The organism is Halorhodospira sp. 9622, assembly GCF_022228025.1.
Taxonomy (GTDB): domain Bacteria; phylum Pseudomonadota; class Gammaproteobacteria; order Nitrococcales; family Halorhodospiraceae; genus Halorhodospira; species Halorhodospira halophila_A.
The window spans coordinates 1-1268 of the sequence record NZ_JAJNRE010000074.1; the positions used below are offsets into that span (position 1 = coordinate 1).

Genomic DNA, 1268 nt, shown 5'->3' on the forward strand with positions numbered 1-1268 from the left:
TGCTCGCCGCCACCGGCCGCCGCCCCAACGTCGACGGCCTCGGTCTGGAGGCCACCGGCCTGAGCCTGGACGACGACGGCGTGCCGCTCTTCGACCGCTCCACCATGCAGTGCGGCGATCAGCCGATCTTCATCGCCGGCGACGCCAACAACGAGCACCCGGTCATGCCCGACGCCTTCGACGAGGGCGAGATCGCCGGCACCAACGCGGGCCGCTACCCGAGCGTCGAGCGCGGGCGCCGCCATCCGCCGATGAGCATCGTCTTCACCGAGCCCCAGATGGCCCTGGTCGGTGCGCGCTACACCGATTTATCCGGGCACGACCACGCTATTGGAGAATTCGACTTTGCCACCCAACCCCGCGCCATGGTCATGCGCGAGAACCACGGGGTCATGCGCCTCTACGGCCGACCCTCCGACGGCGCCTTTTTGGGCGCCGAGGTGCTGGGTCCACGTGCCGAGCACCTGGGCCATCTCCTGGCCTGGGCCGTCGATAGCGGCATGACCGTCGAGCGCATGCTCGACCTGCCTTACTACCATCCGGTCCTGGAGACAAGCATCCGCAACGCCCTCCAAGACCTGCAGCGAAAGATGAAGGCCTGAGCCGCGCAGCGGCCCCCGCGTCCATGACCCGCAAAAGCTGGAGCGATCGCCATGGCTGAGCTCGTCAATCAACGCCGCCTGCTGGAGCAACTCGCCGGGATCGGCAAGGCCCTAGGGCATGCCTACCGCCTGGAGCTCCTGGAGCTGCTGGCCCAGCGCGAGCGCAACGTGGATGAGCTCGCCCGCCTGACCGGCATCCCACTGGCCAGCGTCTCCCAGCACCTCCAGCAGCTGCGGCGCATGGGGCTGATCTCGGCGCGCAAGGAGGGAACACGTGTCTACTACACGCTCGCCGATGAGCAGGTCACGGCCCTACTCGGCATGCTGCGCGAGGTAGCGGAGCGCAACCTCACTGAGGTGCAGCGGATGACCGAGCAGTACTTCCACGACAGCGACGCCCTCGACGCCATCGACTCGACCGAGCTGCTCGAGCGCCTGCGCGCCGGCATGGTCACCCTCATCGACGTCCGGCCGCCGGAGGAGTTCGCAGCGGGGCATCTGCCGGGCGCGATCAACATCCCGGCCGAGGAGCTTGAGGCACGCCTCGATGAGCTGCCCGCCGAGCAGGAGATCGTCGCCTATTGCCGCGGCCCCTACTGCGCCCTGTCCGTCGAGGCCGTCCGGCGGCTGCGGGCGCAGGGCCGGCAGGCGTACCGCTTGGAGCAG

General features: G+C 68.9%; 1 protein-coding gene and 1 pseudogene. Both read left to right on the forward strand.

Annotated elements, in window-relative coordinates:
- Positions 1–602, forward strand: a pseudogene (locus tag LRG07_RS13610) (dihydrolipoyl dehydrogenase); the annotation flags it as partial.
- A gap of 51 nt (positions 603–653) precedes the next feature.
- On the forward strand, positions 654–1268 hold a 615-nt coding region (locus LRG07_RS13615; protein ID WP_238642733.1), incomplete at its 3' end, for a metalloregulator ArsR/SmtB family transcription factor.